Origin of the sequence: Salipiger marinus, from assembly GCF_900100085.1 — a bacterium.
GTDB classification, from domain to species: Bacteria; Pseudomonadota; Alphaproteobacteria; order Rhodobacterales; family Rhodobacteraceae; genus Salipiger; species Salipiger marinus.
Window position 1 is genome coordinate 228059 of the sequence record NZ_FNEJ01000006.1, and the last position, 14004, is coordinate 242062.

Annotated in this window: 17 protein-coding genes; 1 reads left to right on the forward strand and 16 read right to left on the reverse strand. The window is 66.2% G+C overall.

Annotated features, from left to right (window positions below; all coding sequences use genetic code 11):
• Window positions 1–20: 20 nt before the first annotated feature.
• The 3 genes from BLR51_RS08925 to BLR51_RS27375 all read right to left on the reverse strand — a co-directional run bounded on the left by BLR51_RS08925 (window position 21) and on the right by BLR51_RS27375 (window position 1953).
• Window positions 21–479: a hypothetical protein gene (locus tag BLR51_RS08925; protein ID WP_089846012.1), complete on the reverse strand. Its 459-nt coding sequence runs from the start codon at window positions 477–479 to the stop codon at window positions 21–23.
• A gap of 60 nt (window positions 480–539) precedes the next feature.
• The gene (locus BLR51_RS08930; RefSeq protein WP_089846014.1) at window positions 540–1484 is read right to left on the reverse strand and encodes a phage capsid protein; all 945 of its coding nucleotides are present in this window, start codon (window positions 1482–1484) and stop codon (window positions 540–542) included.
• 241 nt (window positions 1485–1725) lie between these two features.
• A complete protein-coding gene (locus BLR51_RS27375) occupies window positions 1726–1953 on the reverse strand; it encodes a hypothetical protein (RefSeq protein ID WP_131821802.1) in 228 nt (75 codons plus the stop codon).
• 223 nt (window positions 1954–2176) lie between these two features.
• Between BLR51_RS27375 and BLR51_RS28005 the strand changes: the two genes are divergently transcribed.
• Window positions 2177–2431, forward strand: a complete 255-nt coding sequence (locus tag BLR51_RS28005; protein WP_089846016.1) for a hypothetical protein — start codon at window positions 2177–2179, stop codon at window positions 2429–2431.
• A gap of 34 nt (window positions 2432–2465) precedes the next feature.
• Here BLR51_RS28005 and BLR51_RS08940 read toward each other — a convergent pair whose 3' ends face one another.
• From BLR51_RS08940 to BLR51_RS09000, 13 genes are all read right to left on the reverse strand, one after another.
• Window positions 2466–3479: a hypothetical protein gene (locus BLR51_RS08940; protein WP_089846018.1), complete on the reverse strand. Its 1014-nt coding sequence runs from the start codon at window positions 3477–3479 to the stop codon at window positions 2466–2468.
• Window positions 3472–3795: a hypothetical protein gene (locus BLR51_RS08945; protein WP_089846020.1), complete on the reverse strand. Its 324-nt coding sequence runs from the start codon at window positions 3793–3795 to the stop codon at window positions 3472–3474. The genes BLR51_RS08940 and BLR51_RS08945 overlap by 8 nt, the downstream gene beginning before the upstream one ends.
• Window positions 3792–5447, reverse strand: a complete 1656-nt coding sequence (locus BLR51_RS08950; protein ID WP_089846022.1) for a portal protein — start codon at window positions 5445–5447, stop codon at window positions 3792–3794. Before BLR51_RS08950 ends, BLR51_RS08945 begins: the two co-directional genes overlap by 4 nt.
• Window positions 5444–5629, reverse strand: coding sequence for a hypothetical protein (locus BLR51_RS08955; protein WP_089846024.1), 186 nt, complete (start codon window positions 5627–5629; stop codon window positions 5444–5446). Before BLR51_RS08955 ends, BLR51_RS08950 begins: the two co-directional genes overlap by 4 nt.
• Window positions 5622–6128 (reverse strand): hypothetical protein, encoded by a 507-nt coding sequence (locus tag BLR51_RS08960; RefSeq protein ID WP_089846027.1) that lies wholly within the window; start codon window positions 6126–6128, stop codon window positions 5622–5624. Before BLR51_RS08960 ends, BLR51_RS08955 begins: the two co-directional genes overlap by 8 nt.
• A complete protein-coding gene (locus BLR51_RS08965; protein ID WP_089846029.1) occupies window positions 6125–6469 on the reverse strand; it encodes a DUF2829 domain-containing protein in 345 nt (114 codons plus the stop codon). Before BLR51_RS08965 ends, BLR51_RS08960 begins: the two co-directional genes overlap by 4 nt.
• Entirely contained in the window at window positions 6469–6759 is a 291-nt protein-coding gene (locus tag BLR51_RS08970) for a hypothetical protein (protein WP_089846031.1), read from the reverse strand. The genes BLR51_RS08965 and BLR51_RS08970 overlap by 1 nt, the downstream gene beginning before the upstream one ends.
• Window positions 6756–8618 carry a hypothetical protein gene (locus BLR51_RS08975; protein ID WP_089846033.1) on the reverse strand — a complete coding sequence of 621 codons (1863 nt, stop codon included), beginning with the start codon at window positions 8616–8618 and terminating at the stop codon, window positions 6756–6758. Before BLR51_RS08975 ends, BLR51_RS08970 begins: the two co-directional genes overlap by 4 nt.
• A 181-nt stretch (window positions 8619–8799) precedes the next feature.
• The gene (locus BLR51_RS08980; protein ID WP_089846036.1) at window positions 8800–9483 is read right to left on the reverse strand and encodes a hypothetical protein; all 684 of its coding nucleotides are present in this window, start codon (window positions 9481–9483) and stop codon (window positions 8800–8802) included.
• Between the two features lie 443 nt (window positions 9484–9926).
• On the reverse strand, window positions 9927–11870 hold the full coding sequence (locus tag BLR51_RS08985; RefSeq protein WP_089846037.1) for a hypothetical protein: 1944 nt from the start codon (window positions 11868–11870) through the stop codon (window positions 9927–9929).
• Between the two features lie 47 nt (window positions 11871–11917).
• On the reverse strand, window positions 11918–13087 hold the full coding sequence (locus BLR51_RS08990) for a DUF7146 domain-containing protein (protein ID WP_089846039.1): 1170 nt from the start codon (window positions 13085–13087) through the stop codon (window positions 11918–11920).
• A 95-nt stretch (window positions 13088–13182) separates the two neighbouring features.
• Window positions 13183–13497 carry a hypothetical protein gene (locus tag BLR51_RS08995; protein ID WP_089846041.1) on the reverse strand — a complete coding sequence of 105 codons (315 nt, stop codon included), beginning with the start codon at window positions 13495–13497 and terminating at the stop codon, window positions 13183–13185.
• Window positions 13490–13777, reverse strand: a complete 288-nt coding sequence (locus tag BLR51_RS09000; RefSeq protein ID WP_089846044.1) for a hypothetical protein — start codon at window positions 13775–13777, stop codon at window positions 13490–13492. The genes BLR51_RS08995 and BLR51_RS09000 overlap by 8 nt, the downstream gene beginning before the upstream one ends.
• Window positions 13778–14004 lie beyond the last annotated feature (227 nt).

Genomic DNA, 14004 nt, shown 5'->3' on the forward strand with positions numbered 1-14004 from the left:
ATGGCCCGACCGCGGGCGCGTCAGGGCATGATGTAGGCGATGCGGAAGGTCATGGACCCGGCGCCCGTGGCATTGGCCTCAGCATGCGCCCAGATCTCGAGCTGGCCGCCCGGGTTCTCTGCCAGCCCCAGCACCTCCCACCAGCGCTTGCCGTGGTTGGCATCGGCCACCGCGAACGGGGTGACCACGTTTTCGGTGGCTTTGGTCTGGTCAACCAGCGCGTCGGTGTCGGTTTCGGTGCCGATGACCACCTGCGCAAAGCCCCAGCTGGCCACGCCAAAGAACGTGTCCTCATGCACCAGCGCGTTCGAGGGCACATTCGCGAGATGGTATTTCGATCCGCTGCTGTCGGTGCCGACGTTGGCAACGCTGCCGGTGGACAGGACGAGGCGCCCGCGCGCCACCTCGGGATCGGGCGGCGTCGCGGTGATGTCGAAATGGTCATAGACCAGATTGGAATTGCCGGTGACAACGGCCATGGGGGTTACTCCTGGAAAGGGGAAGGATCAGGCCGGATGCGATGCGCCCGGCCCGGTCGGTCAGCCTTCGACGCAGCGGATGATGCGGACGCCCTTGTCCTCGACACGCCCGGAATTCACGTAGGCGTCGACATAGACGTAGGGCAGGTTTTTGGCGGAACCGTCGTTCCAGATCCGGCCATCGACGTCCTGCCAGAAGGCGGCAACGACATTTTCCTTCGTCCAGATCGGGACCAGGCGATGGCCGCTGCTGTCATAGGGCACCCGGTTGGAGAACAGCCAGTTGATCCCCAGCAGCGTGCCCGGCTTGCCGTTGCGGATGTTCTCCACCTCGAACGGGTTGAGGCTGGTCTTGGTGGCAAGCGCCAGATTGATCAGGTCGGTTTTCTGCTTCGGGCTGATCAGGCCATAGATTTCCTGATCGCTCTCCAGCCCGAAATCCTCGAGCTCCATGCCCTCGGTCGCCGCGCGCAGCTTTTCGGCGGTCAGACCGATGCTCTCGCCGCCCAAATCGTGGGCGATGTAGTTTCCGGCGGGCAGGGTCACCAGCGCATTGGGGGTCTTGCCCTCATAGACGCCACCCATGATACCGCCGCCCGCAACGCGGAACTTGCCGGTGCTCTGCACCTTTTGCACCCCAAGGATCGTGTCGAACACGCCGCGTTCCACGCCCTTGACGTGGTTCTGCAGGAAGGTCGATGTGGGATCCATCGCCTTGTCGAACTGTTCTTCCTTGGTGATGTATTGCCCGGTTTCGATCACTTCCGGACGGACCAGCCAGCGGCGGGAATGCTTCGGCGGGTTCTCGGGGTTCCGGCGGCTGTAATCCTCGCCCTTGATGTAATCGACCGCCCCGACGAGATCCGCGATGTCCTGCGCTTCGCCCTTGCCGTCAGCGACAGTGACAGCGGCGCGCAGCGGGTTCTGCATCTGCTGATGCACCATCTTCACGTTGTTGGTGAAGGTCAGCTTGTGATGGTCCTCGACCACCTGACGATAGGACATGGGTGCCCCTCTCTCGAAAAATCAACAATATGGTGAGATTTCGGAGGGGTTGCCCGATGACACCGGACCCGACCTGAGCCGTAACGTGGCCTGCCCGCCGGAATTGCCCGGATCAGACGGACCCGCAAAGGGGTTGCCCGTCGTGAAAACTTCATCCCGAATTTTGCGCGAAAGTCAAGACAGAACGCCACATATGGCCATCGGATGACCGGGCCCTACTGCATGCAGAGCCCGGAACAGATCAGGGACTCCGATCAACAGCGCCTGAGCGCGCGATCTGGTTTGCCGCGACACCCGCGCGGGATCGGCAGCGATCTTGCGCAGTGACCAGCGCCAGCAGCACCTGCTCTTGATCAGGCTCCAAGTCTAGGCTGGACAAGACGTTTGCCAGCGCAACCGACAGCCCCTCCTGTTCGTGAAGTGCTTCCAGAATTTCTTCCGCTCGGTCGAAGGTTTGCTGATTGATCACGCCGACACCTCATATGTCTGCGGTGCCGGCGGGGCAGAATATCCGGAGCTGAGCTGGTAGCGGCACACAAAATTCATTCTCGAACCTCTTTCCATATTGCGAGAATGAGAAATCCCAGCACCTGAAAAAGGCCGAAGCCCGACAGATAATGTGGACATTCGCTGGCAATTGCCGGTGTCAAATGGTTTGATTGCAGGCGAAGTAGTTTCCGTCGGGTACTGTCATGATAGACTGGGCACGGGTCTGGATTTTTTCAGGGGTCACGGTGCTCCTCGGTACAGTGAAGATCCTGAGCGACGGCGTGGCTAGATACTGGCAGCCATGGGTCGTGCTCGCTACATACGCCCTCGCTTTCGCGATAATGGGACTATTCTTGAGTTTTCCCAACGACAGCAAGGCACAGCGCAATCTGGCGATATTGTCGCTTGCTCTTTTAATCCTCGCGGCAATTTTGCCCACCATCTTCGAACTCTGGTGACCCCGCCGCAGTCGCCACGACGGGGTCTGTCTGATCACTTCCCGGCGTCCGCGAGGATCTTTTCAAGGTGCATCCGGCGCTCATGCAGGGCCTTGTAGGCTGCGCCAGCGCCCGGGGCACCGGCGCGTTTTGCGGCCATCGCCTTGCCATAGTCGCTGTCGGGTTTCAGCATCGCGTCCAGTTCGGCCCAGGCCTCGGCCGGCGTCGTGCCCAGCCCACCGCCGGCCCCCTCGAGGCGGGGCAGATTGTCCTCGCCCATCATCTGACCGACAGCCGCGAAGAGGCGCAGCGTGTTGGCGTCGCCCGACGAACCTTTCAGAACCTGCGCGATATTCATGAGCGCGTTGCTGTCGAGCCCTGCGGCTTCGGCCAGCGCGCTGGCGGCCTGCTGGGCCAGTGCCACCCGGGCGTCATACTGATCGCCCCAGTCCTTTTTCAGCTCCGTGCGCAGCTGGTCCGCAGACTGCTGCAGATCGCGCTCGGCCCCCTGCAGCATGTCGGCGACGTTCTCGGCATAGAGGTTGACCATGCCCTGCAGCTGCGGCCCGTTCAGCCCCAGCTGATGGCCAAGAGCGCGCGCCTTGCCTTCCAGCTCTGCATCCCATGCCTGATCCTTGGGCCAGCCCTCGGGCTTTGCGAGCTCGTATTTCTCGGCGCTTTCCGGAATCCCGAAGACCTCGCCATTCTTGCGCAGCCACTCGCTCATGTCCTCGTCCTTCTTCGGACGGGTCAGCAGCTGGTCGGGCGAGGCGCCAAGGCGGCTTTCCGCATGACGGTAATTTTCGGTGATCTTGGCCAGCGCGTCCAGCGGATCGTCCAGCGTCAGGCCCTTCGCGGTCAGCAGCTGGCGGTGGGTGTCGCTGAACTTATCGCCCTCCCACCAGTTACCAGCCCCGGCGCCACCTGCGGGGGCCGTGTCATCGCCGCCCCCCGGGATCGTGTCCGCGCCAGCACCCGGTGCCGTGTCCGCGCCGCCCCCGGCACCGGCACCGGCATCAGCCACCTGAAACACGCGGCGCGCACGAAAACGCTTCAAAAAATCAGTCATAGTCCTGCTCCTCAAGAAGTTCGTTTAGTTGGGTTGGGGTCAGGCCAGCAGCCGCAAGCAGCTGCAGGGCCAGATCGCGCCGGCCCGCCTCATAGGCCAGCCGGTGCGGGTCGATCGGCGCGGCGCGGGGGATACCGCCGCTCATGCGCACGGGCTCACCGGCCAACAGCCCGCTCTGCCGGATCAGATCGGGCACCAGCCCCGGCACCTTGCGTGCCGCCTCGCGCCAGATCGAGGCATGCGCCGCCGCCGTCGCCCGCGCCTGCGGGGTGACCCCGAAACGGGACAGCAGCATGGACAGACGGTCAAGGATCATTCCTGCTGCCCCCTGCCCTGCATCGCCGCCCCGGCCTGAGCCATGTCGCGCAGCCCGGCGCCGCCGGTCTTGGCCATTTCCGCCATGGCCTGCGCCTGCTCGGCCTGCTGGCGGGCGGCCCGCGTCTGCATCGCCACATCCCGGGGAACCAGAACCCGCTGCGGCACCGACGTGCTGGCCTCGTGCAGCACCTCGGCGTAATCATCCGCGCTGATCCGGTCGAGGATCTCGGGCTTGAGCTGCGCCAAGGGCAGCATGTCGCCAAGGACATACTGGCGGACCGTCTGCGCCTCGGACGCGCGCAGGGCCATGGCCGCCGCCGATGTATAGGCCACCATCAACGGCGTCCCGGGTGGCACGCCTTCGGGCGGGGGCGGGATCTGGCCGGCGCGGAACAGCATCCGGAACCGCCGCTCGTATTTGCGGGCCGCGTATTCCTCCATGATCCGGTCGGCATGCGGCGCCCAATTGCGCAGCCGGGCCTCCTCGATCACGCGGTTTTCCGCATCGGAAATCCCGGTGCGCCCGGTCAGGCTCATGACCGAATAATAAAAGGCATTCTCCACCGCCTCAGCCGCCGCGCGCTTTTCCTCCAGCGTCAGGCCGATATTGCCGTTGAATTCCTCGGACCGGACCAGAGGATTGCCGCGAACATCCACGGCGCCATAGACGACGCTGCCGGGGCGAAACTCCCCGTCCAGCGGAATGGCATTGCGATCGGGGGCGAGTTTCGTGGGATCTGCGGCCCGCTGCGCGGCGCGCAGGGTGGCGGTTTCCATCAGATCCAGCTTCCGCGCCGACGGCAGCGCGATGGATCCGGGGCCCGTGCCGTAGATCATGCCGCTGTCCACATCCCAGCGCGGGAAATAGATCGGCATTTCGTCATACCCCGCCTCGCGGACCACCGAGTAATCCAGCTGACAGCACCACAGGCTGAGCCAGCGCCTGCCCCGCACGCCCAGCCTGCCCTGCTCGAACGTGTCGTTGGGCAGGACGTGGTGGAAATAGGCGTGCTTTTCGCTGTTGCCCTTCTGCGCAAGGTCCATGACCCGGGGCGGCACCTTGCCCTTGAAGGCGCGGACCGCCTGTCGTGGCGTCAGATACCGCTTCCGGACCGCCTCGTTGACCCGACCATGAAAATCCACATCGACGACCACCTCTGCGAGCGAGAAGGTTACGTCGATGAACTTGCGGTTCACCTGGTCCAGCTCGTCATAGGCGGCGCCGTTGCCGAAGGCCGCAAGGTCCGCGTAAATCTGGAAGCTGGCCGGGTAAAAGCTCGACATGGACGGGCTGAAGGAGGTGTGAACCTTCGACGCGGCACGATCGAGCCATTCCGCGAAAGGCGGCCAGCGGTTCAGATCCTCGTCGGGCGTGGTGAACCCGCCCCAGCGCGTCGCCGGGTTGGTGATCCCGGCATAGATGCCCGCAGCGAAATGACCATGCGCAATCGCGCCCTCGCTGGACATGGATTTGGTGAGCTGCCGCGTGGTCGCGGTGTCGACACGAAAGCCGCCGCGCTGGGGGCGGATCAGGCGGGCGATGTCCTCCCAGTCGCTTTCGAACTGCAGGCGCGGCTCCTTCAGCTCCGACCAGCGGCGTTCGGCCTCGCGGGCGCGTTCATCACCGGGAAAGAGATGGGTGGATTTCATCGGGTCACCTCGCCCAGCTTGCCGCCGGACGGGATGCCCAGGGCGGATGTGAGGATATTTGCCGCCGCGCCGGAGCGGGCGCGCCGCAGCCGCGCCTCGATGTCGCCGTCCTGTCTGGCCGTGGTGGCTGGTGCCGGGATCAGCGCGGGCTTCGGGTCTTTGATGTTCGGGCCTTTACACATGCTCGGTGCCTCCTTCGTGGATCCATGCGAATTGCAGAAAGACGGCGCGCCCGTCCGGGCCATAGCCGGGGGTCTCCGCCTCGAACCGGAAACCGCAGGCCCGAAGGAACCCGGGCGCGGTCGGATGGTCAGCCCAGCATCGGGCTTCCAGACGGTGGATGCCGGCGCCAGCCGCCCAGCCGGGAAGACGGCGCCGGATTTCGATGGCCGCACGCGCCAGCGGCATGCGGAATTTGTCATGGGACCGGGACAGGAGCGCCGCCTGCGCAACACCGCGCGCCGTCAGCACGACGGTCAGCAGCGCGAAGGGTCTGCCGGTGTCGGTGCGCAGCAGATGTGACACCACCCCGACCGCCTGCGCCGCCCGCCATTCGGCAAAAAGCGCCAGATGCGACGCCTCCGCCCCGCGCGCGAGCACGGCCTCGCGGTAATCCGACGGGTCAAGCGCCCGCAGGATGTCAAGCGCGGCGTGATCCTCATATGGCCCGGCGTGGATCATGCCGTGCGCGCCGAATCGAACGGGGCCGCGAAGGCGTCCGGCTGCACGGTATCACCGACAATGCGCCAATCGTCGGCCAGCATGTCGGTCTGCGAGGCCAGCCAGCCGACAACGATCGTGCCATCAGCGGCGCGCATGTCGATATGCGGCAGCACCTCGATCTCGCCCTCGGGGTGTTCGAGCTCTTCGGCGCGATGGGCGGTTGCATGCCCGCATTTTGCGTCGCGCGCGCCGATCACCGATCCGGGCGCCAGCTTCAGCCACATGCCCTTGCCGTTCCAGCCGGCACGGGCGACGCGCGCGCCCTGCTTCAGGGCGCGGAGTGCATCACCGAAATCCATCACACCGCCCTCCCTTCCTGACGCAGCAGCCGGCGTGCGGCGTTGCCCCAGTTGGTGGCGGCCAGATCGCGCGAGCCGCGCGCCCCGACCTCGAGCCTGCCGGCCTTCGCATAGGTCCGGCCCTGCGATGTCTCGCGGAACTTCATGCCCTCCTCGATCTCGAGGCGGCGCAGCATGTCCGCATTCACGGTCGGATAATCCGCCATGACCCAGACGAGCCGTTCAAGCACGTCCAGATCGGGCTTCGGCGGCGCCTTGGGGGCGGCCTGCGGCGTGGGGTTCGTGGTCATGATCTTTCTCCGTAGGGGTCAAGGACGTTCCATCCTGTGCGCAGGCCGCCTTGCGGGCTGTCCGACAGCGGCGGCCCGCCGTTATGGCCGCGCATGGACTGCGGGCCCTTTCGTTTGTCGGACAATCTTGCGACGTAGGGGCTGATGCCGTCGGCCCGGTGCTGGCCCAGCAGCAGGTATTGCAGCGCGTCGTGCACGTTGGCTTCGGTCAGCTTTTTGTTCGGCACCTTGCGCTTGTCGCCGCTGCTATCGACCTCTTCGCCCCAGACATACCGGGCCTCGAAACCGCGGATCAGGAACCTGCAGGACGGGTCGATGAGCAGGCCCGGCTCCCCGGCCTCGAGCGGCGCCTCAAGCGCTGCGCGCACGGCCTCCAGACGCGGCTGGATGCGGTTCTGACCGATGATCGACGGGCGGATATGGAACCCCGCCGCGCGGCCCACCATCAGGTTCCAGGTCGCGTTTTCGTCCGCCGACTGGCTGGCCCCATGCTCGCCGGCCATGTCGCCCCAACCGGCTTCGATCCGGCCCCCCGGGCAGCGTTCGTCCAGAAACTCCCGCAGGCGCTGGCCGAACACCTGCGCAAACAGCCGTTCATCGGGAAAGTGCAACTCGCCAAGGATGCGCCAGCGGAAAAAGCCGACCAGCTGGGCGACGATCGCCGCCCCCTTGAAGCCCTGATCGAGGCCAAGCAGCAGCGGCAGGCGGGGATCGAAGGGGATCGTCTCTTCGGCGACATGGATGCGGCGCCGGAACTCCCGCTTGAAGACCGGCTCGCCCTGCCGAAGATAGACCACCTTGTTGTAAACGAGCCGGTCGACCATGTCGCCGCGGCCTTCCAGCTTCATCGACATGATCTGGCGCGGGTAATAGCTCGAGCTGAGCTTCGCGAGGTTCTCGCAGCCCGGCTCGCCATAGCCCGGCTGGTTGTAGAACTCGATCCGCACCGGCTTGACCGTGCGCGGCGGGCGGTGTTCCTCGCGCGCCCGGGTGTCTTCATCCGCCTGCATCGCCAGCGTCAGCTCAGCCGCCAGCCCCCGGCGCCTTTCCTCGTCGTGGAAGACGCGGAAGGCCCAGTTGTCCTCGTCGGGCGCGTTGAAGTCGCAGGCGATCTGCCCGTAGCTGCGCAGCTCGGGCGGCAGCCCCTCAAAATGCGTCTTGGCGGGATAGCGATCGATCCGGCCAATGCCCACGCTCAGGATCTCGCCCGGCATGGTGTCGGCTTCGTTCAGCACGATGTCCGTGGTCTGAATGCCGCGCATCGACGCGATGATGTCATCCCCGAACGCCATGAACTCGGCGGTGAATTCGATCGGGCCGAACGCATCCTCGAAATGGATCACATGGGTGACCGGATCGCCCCGTCCGCCCGACCATTTCCCCAGCGCCTTCGGGAAGGTCTCCAGATAGCTAGGGATGGTGGTGGACCAGACCTGGCGATAGGTCTCGCGGATGAACAGCACCTTGTAGCGCCGCACCCCGTCCACGGTGCTGCGCGGCATGCAGATGGCGCGGCGCGCGCGGCTCTTCATCAGCGTCGTGGTCTTGCCGGAGCCCACCGGCCCCTGAATGCCGACCACGTCGCCGTCATCGAAATAGAAGCCCTGCGCCTTGGGGCCCGGGAAATAGGCGGTTTCCTCGAGGCCGGGAAAGCTGTTGCCCCCGGCGAAATCGCCCTCTAGGCTCTCGATTGCCTCTTTCGCCCCCAAGCCTTCCAGTTTGGCGAGCGTGTCCGGATCCAGAGCCGTCTGGATCCCCGCACCCCCGTTCGCTGCGTGCCCGGGCCCGCCGCGACCCTCTCCGGAGGCAGACCGCAGCACCCCCCCACCCCATTCGCCGGTCACAAGGTTCACGCTCATTTCCCAAGCTCCGGATCAAAAACCCTGAATGGGGTCGGAGCGGGGGGCAGACAGACAGCCGCGGGGCGCCCCCCCGGGGGGGTCGCGCGGGCGCCGGGCCGGGCGCGATCGGCGGCTGCGGGGCGCGGGATCGACCCTGCGGCGGCGCGACCAAACTGATTTTTAATCAGTGCATCCGGCATCACTTTTCCCTGTCTTTCCAGTCGGTTGGCTGATCCGTCCGAATTGCCGCGTCCGAATTGCGCGCCTCATCCTCGCTAACCTGTTGATTTCGCTCGATTTGCCAGCGCACATCCGCAGGCACCAATCCGGCACCAGCGGCGGGCGTCACATCCCGGACCGATGCGCCGCGATCGGCAGGCGCGCCGCCCTGAACGACGAGCTGCACGGTCTGCTGCACCGACACGTCGGGGCTGGCCTTGGGGGTGCCGTAAGGCAGCAGCGCCTCGGCGGCGCGCAGCTGGACCGCAAACACCTGGGCGAAGGTGGACAGGCGCTGTTCGGGCGTGATGACCCGATCCGCCTTGTCCTTGTCCTGCGCCTCGGCGAAGGCCCAGACCAGCAGGCGTTCGGTCTGCATCATCGCGGTCTCGAACACGTCGCGCGAGCTGGTCAGGCCCGCCATCTCGGCCAGCTGCTGTTCCGGCAGGCGGTATCCCTTGGCCGCGAGCCAGTCGCGCATCTGTCTGGAGCCCTTGCCCATCGCGCCCTTCGGACGGCCGCCGCTGGGTGCTGCCACCTCCGCAGGCGTCCGGCCCGGCTCGTCCGGCAGCAGGGACAGCTGCTCGCCGGTCCGCCGCGCATCCTCGAGCCGCGCCGCAGCCTTCCGGGCCAGCTCCTCTTGGGTGTTGCGCGGCTTAGCCATGCCGAAAACCCCCTATTTTAAGCGAAATCAGGGACTTAAGGTCATTCCACAACAGAGAGGGGGCCAATCTACAACGCTTCAGGCCCCCTTGTTGTAGGCTTTGTTGTAGGGATTTCGCTTTGAAATCAGCGCCTTGATAGATAACTACAACGCTACAACGGATATATTCATTCACCCACACACGCGCGCGCGCGCATGCGCACATATTTGAGAGGGGCGCGATTTTGCGTTGTAGCGTTGTAGAATGGGGGTAATGCGCTGATCTGGCAGGGTTTTTCCCTACAACAAACCCTACAACAGAGCCATGGCCGTTTGTTGTAGCGTTGTAGCCCTGACCCGTGGCGGGGCCATCAGAGCGCACGAACATCATGGCATCCGACCGGGTGCGGGGCAAGCGCGAAGGGATGCGCGGCGGGACAAGGGAACCTGAATGGCGCATGTGTCTAGCGGTAGTCCTCGAGCTCATCATGACCGGGGCGCGAGGCGCCAGCGGTTCCGTTGGCAGGATCCATGGGGAACGACAGCATTCCGGGGATCGCCTTCAGCGGCATGATCCAGCCGCGCGAGGTGATCCGGGCCAAGGTTGGCGGGTGTGGGGGCTGGACGGCGCCGGGCACGCGGGAGGCGGACTGCTTCCATGCACCACCTGACCACTGGCTGCCCTGAAACAGCTGCACCAGCGGGGCAATCGGCTTGTTCATGATGAACAGCCCCGGCTCGGGCTCGTCGTAGACGCGCAGGCCCAACTGCGACAGGTGGCGCTGCGCGTTCCGCTGCTGGTCGCTCTTGTCCATGGGGCCACCGTCTTCGTTGTAGAGCGTCTTCGGCGCCCCGGGCAGACCGGCGGCCGCCGCAACCCATTGGGCGATGTTAAACTGTTCCCCGCGCCGGAACGGGTCATAGGTCTGGGACATGAGGTGCAGCAGCATCGCCTCGGCGTCGTTGACGGTGTCCGCCTTGTCGGCTGTCACCTGGAACGCGACCTTGCGCGCCATGCTGGCCGCCTCGTCCTCGCCCACCACGTCCTCCGACCGCGCCATGTCGGCCAGCGCCAGCACCGTGCCCCAGTTGTCCGCGTCGCGGCCCGTCACGTCGGCCAGCTCCAGCGCGTGCCGCCAGACCGCAAGGCGTTCGGGAAAGCTCGCCCACCGCTCGATCAGGAAAGCCTTCAGCCGGGCGCCACGGCTGCGCCAGGTGCGCGTGCGCAGCCCCAGCTTGGCGGCACCTTTCGGGATCGGGTTGAGCTCGAGGCGGATCAGGCGCTGCACGTCCTGCGTCTTCATCACGCCGGGGATCAGGATCGAGGAGAACAGGAAGGTGGAATAGACCTTGCCGCCGACGCCGGACTGATCCGCGCTGCCGCGCAGCCACTGGCCGCCCGACGAGGCGACACGCGCAAGCGTGATGATGTCCTTTTCCTTGGTCGATCTTTCGTCGCCCGGCTCGAGCTCGTCCACCGCGACCGGCAGGCTGGCATGGCCCAGCTGGGAGGTGATGCCGGATTTCGTGGCGTCGGTGGACTGGATCAGGGCGCGTTCGCCGTGCAGCATCTCGATGAAGCGCTGAAACTCGGACTTGCCGGCACCAGCTGGTGCGGTCAGCCAGAAGGTCGGCCGCCAGTCCAGCGCCCCACCCAGAAACTGCGCCGCGATCAGGCCCAGGGCGATGACCGGGTGCAGATCGTCGCGCGTCCAGTTCCATGTGCCCAGCATGCGCAGGATCTCGGGAACCGGATCCGGACCGTCGGCAAAGTCCGGCGCCGCGACAGGGGGTGCTGCAGGGTAGATCTTGCCGTCGATCCGCCCGGGCGGCAGGCGGTCGCCGCGATACAGGACCGCGTCGCCCAGATGATAGATCAGCTCGCCGTCGTCATCGGTCCAGGCACCAACGCCACGCACATCGGAATTGGGCTCGAACACGCCGCAGGCGCTGACCGCCTCGTGCATCCGCATGGCGGCTGATGTCTGATCGAAGCGGTTGCGCTTTGGCCGCAGGATCGGGGGATCTCCGCGCTCTGCAATGTTCTCGAACTGGGGAAACGCGGCGGTCAGGGACGCCATGCGGTGCCCGAAGAGGCCCATGATTTCCTGCGCGCCCAGCTTGTCCACCTTCTGCAGCTGGCCGTTCACGTCGAGAAAATAGCGAAACTTGCCGCAGACCCCCAAGGGCGTGACCGGGCAATTGTCGAAGATCTCGTGCTCGGCATTGCGGCGGGCCGTGCCGCCGCCCTTGCCACCCGCCGCGCCGTCCTGCTTGGCACCTTCGCGGGGCGGGCTGCGGTCATCGCCGGACCCCTGCTGATCGCGGTGGACCGGCAGGGTGACGACGGGGGCCTGTTCCAGTTCCTGACGCAGCTGCTCCGCCGTCGGGCCCGGGCGGGCCGGCATCTGCTCCTCATCCGTTCTCGCCGTCAAATCGGCCATGCCTCTGCCCTTCATTCTTCGTCTGCAGTCTCTTTTGGCGGTGCTTTGTCCGCCGCTTGCCGCAGTGCATCGTTCAAATCCTTGCCGCCGTAGCGGTTCTGCCAGAGGCGCACCTCGCGCCCGGCCTTGCAGTGCGCCTCGATCGCGCGGCGCAGCTGCTCCTTCTGCTCCGGATGCGGGTCGCGGTCCGCGACCAGCGTGACCCGCGCGACGTTCTCCGGCAGGCGGATCGCGCCCATGTTCGACAGGCTGATCGCCGCCACGACACGCACATCGGGCAGCAGCATGACGACGCTCAGCGCGTCCTCGATGCCTTCGGTGATGTAGACATGCGTGCCCGGCGCGCAGGCAGGCAGGCTGGGCGCTCGGCCACCACGCGGCCCGGTATCGGCACCGCGCCAGATGTTGATGCCGCACTGCCAGGCATGACCCAGCACCAGCCTTGGCTTGGGAACCGGCGCCTTGATCCAGCGGCCATCCTCGCGGGCCAGATAGGTGCGATGCACCGCGACAAAGCGGCCCTGCAGGTCGGTGATCGCCGCAGCCATCATGGGATATGTGCCTTCGGTCACCTCTCCCGTCTTGTCATCGATGTACTGGTATCGCGCCTGCGGGACGTAGCGCAGCGCGCCCGGCTGGCGGCCAAGGCTCGCCAGATCAATGCCCCGCTCGGCGCGCAGGTAGTGATCCACCGGCGTGCCGCGCAGCGCCTCATGGCCGCTGAGCCAGATGCCCTGCGCAAGACGCTGCCTCCGCTCGCGTTTCTGCTCTGCCGCTGCATCTGCGAGGGCCCGCGCCCTGGCCGCCTCTGCTGCCCGCTGCTCGCGCTTGCGCCGCAGCTCGGGGCTTTCGGTATCAAGCCCCAGCCATGCCCGCGCTTCCTTGATGGCGCCGCTGAGGTTCGACGACCCCTCGCCATGCAACGCGAGGTCGATCAGGTCCAGCACATCGCCATGGCTGCCGGTCGCATAGTCGTTCCAGCGGCCTGCCTTCGATCCGGAGACGTGGATGCAGAAGCTGCCCACATTGCGATCAGGGCGCCCGGGATTGAGGGTCCAGTAAATCCCGTGTTGGGTGTGGCTGCCCGCGACCGGCGGGGCATAGTGGCTCACGACGCTGTCGAGCTGCGCAAGAAGCCGGTCCTTGATTTCCTCAAGGCTGTAGGTCTGCCGGGATGCCATGGGTCAGACCGGACGTGCGGCCCGCGCCTTAGGCACGGCCAGCATCACGGTTTTTGCCCGTGTCCGGGCGGTGCGGAATGTGTCCGGAGCCACGATCATTGCGCGGCTTCCTTCTCGATCGCCAGCCCCAGCCGCCACTCGGCCCAGGCACAGACGGCGGCCCGGCTTTCGAGGCAGGCGCCCGGATCGCGCCGCCCGTCCGGATCATGCGTGGCCAGCAGCATGCGACCGGCCTCGCTGAGCCGCCGGACAAACGGATTGCCGCTGTCGGACTTGGTCAGGGCGTTCCGCAGGATGTCGAGATGCATCGCCTCCCGCTTCGCGTCGTAGATCACGCTGCAGGCCAGCACCGTCAGGCAGTGCGCCAGCACATGGTCCGCCGGTGTCATGGGCGTCTGGATGTCAGCCATGGATGTCCCTCCGGCTCTGTCCCGGGGGCGTGGGCATGTTGGTGGCATCGATCCAGTGGATCATCTGCTCGGCGGCCCGGCGGGCTTCATCGGGGCTGTCCGCCCGATCGACCGCGTCGCACAGGTCGCCGACGGCGCGGGACAGGTCGTCGCCACCCCCGCCATAGCGCAGCGCGGACCCGCGCAGTTCGGCGATGTCACCGCGTGCGAGGGTCTGGCTCTTGATCCGCATGCACACGGCAAACGCCTCGAGGCGCAGGGCAATCTGGGTACGTTCCATGGCTGATCTCCGGTTTCTCCAGGCGGGGGACGGTGCAACGCCGCCCCCCGCGGATCGACGGCACGCAGCCTGTTCGGTCGAGCGGCAGCATCCGCCCGACTGCGCACCGGATCTGATGACAAAAAGGCCGCCCGCCTCGGGACAAAGACGGGCGGCCAGGTGACTGGCGCGCGGCAGTGCGCCAGCCCGGACAGACCGCAGCACCCCGAGGGAGAAAGGATATGCGG

Excerpts from the sequence above, each read along its gene's own strand:
- BLR51_RS08925 (WP_089846012.1), bottom strand. The coding sequence starts at position 479 with ATGGCCGTTGTCACCGGCAATTCCAATCTGGTCTATGACCATTTCGAC.
- BLR51_RS08930 (WP_089846014.1), bottom strand. The coding sequence starts at position 1,484 with ATGTCCTATCGTCAGGTGGTCGAGGACCATCACAAGCTGACCTTCACC.
- BLR51_RS28005 (WP_089846016.1), top strand. The coding sequence starts at position 2,177 with ATGATAGACTGGGCACGGGTCTGGATTTTTTCAGGGGTCACGGTGCTC.
- BLR51_RS08940 (WP_089846018.1), bottom strand. The coding sequence starts at position 3,479 with ATGACTGATTTTTTGAAGCGTTTTCGTGCGCGCCGCGTGTTTCAGGTG.
- BLR51_RS08945 (WP_089846020.1), bottom strand. The coding sequence starts at position 3,795 with ATGATCCTTGACCGTCTGTCCATGCTGCTGTCCCGTTTCGGGGTCACC.
- BLR51_RS08950 (WP_089846022.1), bottom strand. The coding sequence starts at position 5,447 with ATGAAATCCACCCATCTCTTTCCCGGTGATGAACGCGCCCGCGAGGCC.
- BLR51_RS08955 (WP_089846024.1), bottom strand. The coding sequence starts at position 5,629 with ATGTGTAAAGGCCCGAACATCAAAGACCCGAAGCCCGCGCTGATCCCG.
- BLR51_RS08960 (WP_089846027.1), bottom strand. The coding sequence starts at position 6,128 with ATGATCCACGCCGGGCCATATGAGGATCACGCCGCGCTTGACATCCTG.
- BLR51_RS08965 (WP_089846029.1), bottom strand. The coding sequence starts at position 6,469 with ATGGATTTCGGTGATGCACTCCGCGCCCTGAAGCAGGGCGCGCGCGTC.
- BLR51_RS08970 (WP_089846031.1), bottom strand. The coding sequence starts at position 6,759 with ATGACCACGAACCCCACGCCGCAGGCCGCCCCCAAGGCGCCGCCGAAG.
- BLR51_RS08975 (WP_089846033.1), bottom strand. The coding sequence starts at position 8,618 with ATGAGCGTGAACCTTGTGACCGGCGAATGGGGTGGGGGGGTGCTGCGG.
- BLR51_RS08980 (WP_089846036.1), bottom strand. The coding sequence starts at position 9,483 with ATGGCTAAGCCGCGCAACACCCAAGAGGAGCTGGCCCGGAAGGCTGCG.
- BLR51_RS08985 (WP_089846037.1), bottom strand. The coding sequence starts at position 11,870 with ATGCCGGCCCGCCCGGGCCCGACGGCGGAGCAGCTGCGTCAGGAACTG.
- BLR51_RS08990 (WP_089846039.1), bottom strand. The coding sequence starts at position 13,087 with ATGGCATCCCGGCAGACCTACAGCCTTGAGGAAATCAAGGACCGGCTT.
- BLR51_RS08995 (WP_089846041.1), bottom strand. The coding sequence starts at position 13,497 with ATGGCTGACATCCAGACGCCCATGACACCGGCGGACCATGTGCTGGCG.
- BLR51_RS09000 (WP_089846044.1), bottom strand. The coding sequence starts at position 13,777 with ATGGAACGTACCCAGATTGCCCTGCGCCTCGAGGCGTTTGCCGTGTGC.